The sequence below is a fragment of the Aliterella sp. E5.1 genome, from assembly GCF_057473825.1.
Genome location: NZ_JBYCCV010000177.1, coordinates 1 through 4352 on the forward strand (window position 1 = coordinate 1; position 4352 = coordinate 4352).

The following is a 4352-nucleotide window of genomic DNA, read 5'->3' on the forward strand; positions in this document are numbered from 1 at the left end:
TCGTCGGGTAGCTACTCGTTATGAAAAACGAGCCGAAAACTACCTAGCAATGCTGATGATTGCGGCGATTCTTATCTGGTTAAAATAGCTCATTACGCTACATCCAGACTTTGCAGATACGCCCTAATCTCGACTTTAGCCATTTGAGGAGAAGTAGTCCCAAAAAAGGAATAGGGTAAGAATGCTTTGAGTTAACACATCCTTACCCCAGAAAATTCTTGTGTACACTATACCAAAAATCTTTGAAACGTTAATTGAGCCATATTGTCAGTTATTCTCAAATCGAGTTTGGCATCATGCTCAAGTGCTGCTAGTTGGAGCAATTCTGAGTCCAATGCAACGAACAGTTACTGCGGCAATACGGGTGATGGGACTATCAGAGTCAAGGCATTTCATCAACTACCATCGGGTTCTCTCTCGTGCAGTTTGGTCAAGCCGTAAAGCGAGTCAAATCTTGCTGGTACAACTAATAACAGTCTTCGCTGCTAGCGGTGTGATTGTCTTAGGGTTAGACGACACAATAGAACGAAGACGAGGGAAAAAGATTGCGGCTAAAGGCATCTATCGTGACCCCGTGCGTTCCAGTCATGGGCACTTTGTCAAAGCAAGTGGATTGCGTTGGTTGAGTTTAATGATGTTAGTTGATATTCCTTGGGCTGGACGTGTCTGGGCACTGCCATTTCTGACTGTATTAGCACCGTCCGAGCGATATGACCAGCAGCGTGGTCGTCGCCACAAATGTTTGACCGATTGGGCACGGCAGATGCTATTGCAAGTACGACGCTGGTTGCCTCATCGTCAGCTTGTGGTTGTAGCAGATAGCAGTTTTGCAGCGCTGGAATTGTTGTTTAGTTTGTCCCAAATGAAGTCTCCATTGCATATGGTGACTCGTTTGCGCTTAGATGCTGCACTCTATCAACCAGCCCCACCCCGTCAACCTAAGCAAATGGGCCGTCCACGCACAGGTCGGTAAGCGGCTCTCTACTCTTAAAGCGCTGATTGAAAACCCTTACACACCTTGGCAAACCGTAGTCGTCAAGGATTGGTATGGTCATGGAGATTATACCCTACAAATCTCCTCACACACAGCCGTGTGGTATCATACCGGGCTACCTGCACTGCCTATCCGTTGGGTTGTGATCAAAGACCCTAAAAATAAGTTTGAACCCCAAGCCCTTCTGTGTACAGATTTATCGGCTCAACCGATGGAAATTTTGCAATGGTTTCGGCAACGGTGGCAAGTGGAGGTGACTTTTGAGGAAGTCCGCTCACATCTAGGAGTGGAAACACAACGCCAATGGTCAAACTTAGCAATTTTGCGGACTACTCCTGCTTTATTAGCCTTATTCTCCATTGTAGTGATGCTAGCTAATCAAGTGCAGACTCAGCATCCTTTTGATTTACCCAACACAGCTTGGTACCATAAATCGTTCCCAACCTTTGCTGATGCCTTAGCTATGGTGCGTCAACAGCTATGGCAGTTTCGACTTTTTCAACTATCTAATCGAGAGACTGACACTGTAAATGTCCCGCGAACATTCTTCAAATCTTGGTTTGACTTACTCTGCTATGCTGCTTAATGGCTAAAGTCGAGCTAATAGCAGTAGCGATGAGTTGCTGGCAATTATTAACGGCGTACAATCTAACACCCTCACTAGCGCTGACTTTGCCACTGTTTAACACTCTTTAAGCAATAAGCGAGGCGACCGCTTCGCTTATTGCTTACCCTGCTTCTTGAGTCTATCTTGCATAGCTGCGTTTATTGGTGCCGAGTGCCACATTATCCCTCTTTTGTCAGTTTCCGAAATTAAAAAGTAGTAAATAAAGCATTTCATCCAGAAGAATAAAAGGGAAGGAACTGATTCATTGCACTGATTAGATGATTAGATCCAAGCAATAAGTTGGAATTGGGAAAAATATCTAACCAAGGATAAACCAACCAAAACGATAAGAGTGGTTGGACAACTAATCGCACATTATTTAGAACATTCTTCCATCCGCTTTCATGATTCCATTGTTGATGATTAGAAAAATCTACAGAATTACTTTCTTGATTCTCAGTTTGAATTTGATGAGATTCATGTATAGATAAAAAAGCTGGAGAACTTAAACTAATCATTGTATAAGCACAAAAAATAATCTCCCACCACCTTTCAATATCCTTAAAATGAGTAAAGCGATAATCTGTCCAACCCAATTCCTGTTTACACTGCCGGAAGCCATATTCTACCCATGTTCTCAGTCCATATAGATCCCCTAAAGTCTTTTTCAATTTCCCTTGAAGATTCGTCATGATGAACGAAGTAGAATAATCCTGCATGGTTTCTGGGTCAGTAGTTATTTCCCAGTATGTTATCGCTCTTTTTTTTCCATAAACTACTTCCCTTATGTATCTGATTTCTGATTTTTGGTTGCTAAATGTTCTCGTGAATTTATACCACTTGTTCGCCCTAATGCTCTGACTAGCTGGCAACCAGACTCCATGATTAGTTTTAATTGCTACGACATAAGCTAATTGATACTCAGATAGTTTTTGAATGAATTGGCTACTTTCACCATAAAAACTATCTGCTAGTACTAATTCAATATTCAAGCCTAATTCAATTAATTCTGTAATTATCTCTGATGCTAATTCTATTTTAGTTTTGTATTTATCTTCGGCTTTTAGCGTTCCCTTGGGCTTAAATATTTTCACTGTTAAAGGAAACGTTATATTGGCATAAACTCCATAGGCATTGACGGAAACTATTCCTCTATCAACCTTCCCTACACTTCCCAAATATTGCCGGGCTACATAATCAGTCTTCTTACCTTTTTTTCTGTCTCCAGTTTCATCTATTACTACGGTAATTGCCTTTCCATTTAGTGCTTTCTTGAGTTTATTTAATCTTCGCTTTTTTAATTCCTCTACTGACCAATCGCAATTCGCTATAAAATGATGTAATGATTGCGCAGAATTTATACTTACTACTTTAGCTATTTCTGGTAATGATTTTCTTTTTATTGGTGACGTTATTCCCAAGTGTAAGTATTTGAAGCATTCATAGTTTCTTACTTCTTTGAACAGTTCTCTGTACTCTGCACAATACGAGTCTATGATGGCAACTGTTGGGTGAGCATCTCTTGCTAAATGTTTCAAGATTTGTAATTCGTTGTCCATTGCCTTACTTACCTTTCAGGGTTTTATTTTTTTATTCTTTTATTTATAATACCCGGAAACTGACAAAAGAGGGTTATTTAACCAACAAAAATACGTTAATGTATAGAACCCATTTGACATCTCTAATACTAAGTTGTGGTCAGAGGTAGTAGAGTATTAAATAAAGAAAACTTTGGCAAAGATAAATGTATAGGAGTCAAGTAACCCAAGCCTGTCCTCATCTAGACCTAGAGACAGTCAAGCAGAAAGTAAAGTTAGCGTCATCCCATTGGGAAAAACAAAAATGGCTGGTGATATACAATGCACTAGCAGACCCTAGAACCTCCGCAGAGATTGCCTTACATCTGGGGGTATCCCAAGGTTTTGTCAGAAAAGTAATTCAGCAATATAATCGCACCGGAGAAATCGGATTATCCAGTCCAGGGAAAGGGGGTAGGCGGAACTGCTATTTAAGTTGGGACTCGGAAAAGCAACTGATAGATTCCTTTAAAGAAAAAGCCCGTCGTGGTCAGATAGCAACAGCAATCCAAATTAAACTTGCCTATGAACAAAAATGTGGCTTGAGGGTACATAAGACAACAATTTATCGGCTTCTAGAACGGCATCAATGGCGCAAGATTGTTCCTAGAGCTTCTCATCCCAAAAAAGAGCCTGGGGCTATAGATTCGTTTAAAAAAACTTTCCCGAACTAATAGCGCAGCTAAATCAAACTAGAAACCCCTCCGATACTAGACCTGTGGTCTTAATGGCAGGGGATGAAGGCCGGTTTGGTCGCATAGGAGAAGTCAAGGCTTGTTGGTGTCCAAGCGGTATACGCCCCATTGTACCCCAGCAGCAAGTCCGACAATATATTTATGCTTATGCCGCCGTCGCACCCCAATTAGGTCTAATGACCTGCTTAGTTTTACCCTACGCTAATACTAAAATGATGAATCTATTTTTAGCGCAAGTTTCTCAGGAGTTTGCCGATTATTTTGTCATTTTACAATTGGATCGAGCTGCTTGGCATCGCTCCCACTGCTTAAAGGTTCCAGAAAATATCCGGTTAATTTTTCAGCCGGCCTATAGTCCAGAGTTAATGCCTGTTGAACATATCTGGGAAGATATTCGAGAAAACAACTTTTATAATCAAGCCTTTTCCTCCCTTGAACAAGTAGAAGATGTACTTTGCCAAGGCTTACTTGAACTTTCT

The 4352-nt window shown here is 41.0% G+C and carries 3 protein-coding genes and 1 pseudogene; 3 read left to right on the top strand and 1 reads right to left on the bottom strand.

The features are described from left to right. Nucleotides 1-220 precede the first annotated feature (220 nt). Nucleotides 221-1580, top strand: a pseudogene (locus AC2VE5_RS24340) (IS701 family transposase). 251 nt (nucleotides 1581-1831) lie between these two features. Here the strand turns inward: AC2VE5_RS24340 and AC2VE5_RS24345 are convergent. Further along, nucleotides 1832-3160: an IS701 family transposase gene (locus AC2VE5_RS24345; RefSeq protein ID WP_486890202.1), complete on the bottom strand. Its 1329-nt coding sequence runs from the start codon at nucleotides 3158-3160 to the stop codon at nucleotides 1832-1834. Between the two features lie 185 nt (nucleotides 3161-3345). Here AC2VE5_RS24345 and AC2VE5_RS24350 point away from each other — a divergent pair, with 185 nt between their 5' ends. Together AC2VE5_RS24350 and AC2VE5_RS24355 are read left to right on the top strand one after the other, a co-directional pair. Next, nucleotides 3346-3852 carry a helix-turn-helix domain-containing protein gene (locus AC2VE5_RS24350; RefSeq protein ID WP_486890203.1) on the top strand — a complete coding sequence of 169 codons (507 nt, stop codon included), beginning with the start codon at nucleotides 3346-3348 and terminating at the stop codon, nucleotides 3850-3852. Continuing rightward, nucleotides 3852-4352 (top strand): IS630 family transposase (locus AC2VE5_RS24355; protein ID WP_486890204.1); only part of this gene is annotated, 501 nt, incomplete at its 3' end. The genes AC2VE5_RS24350 and AC2VE5_RS24355, both read left to right, overlap by 1 nt.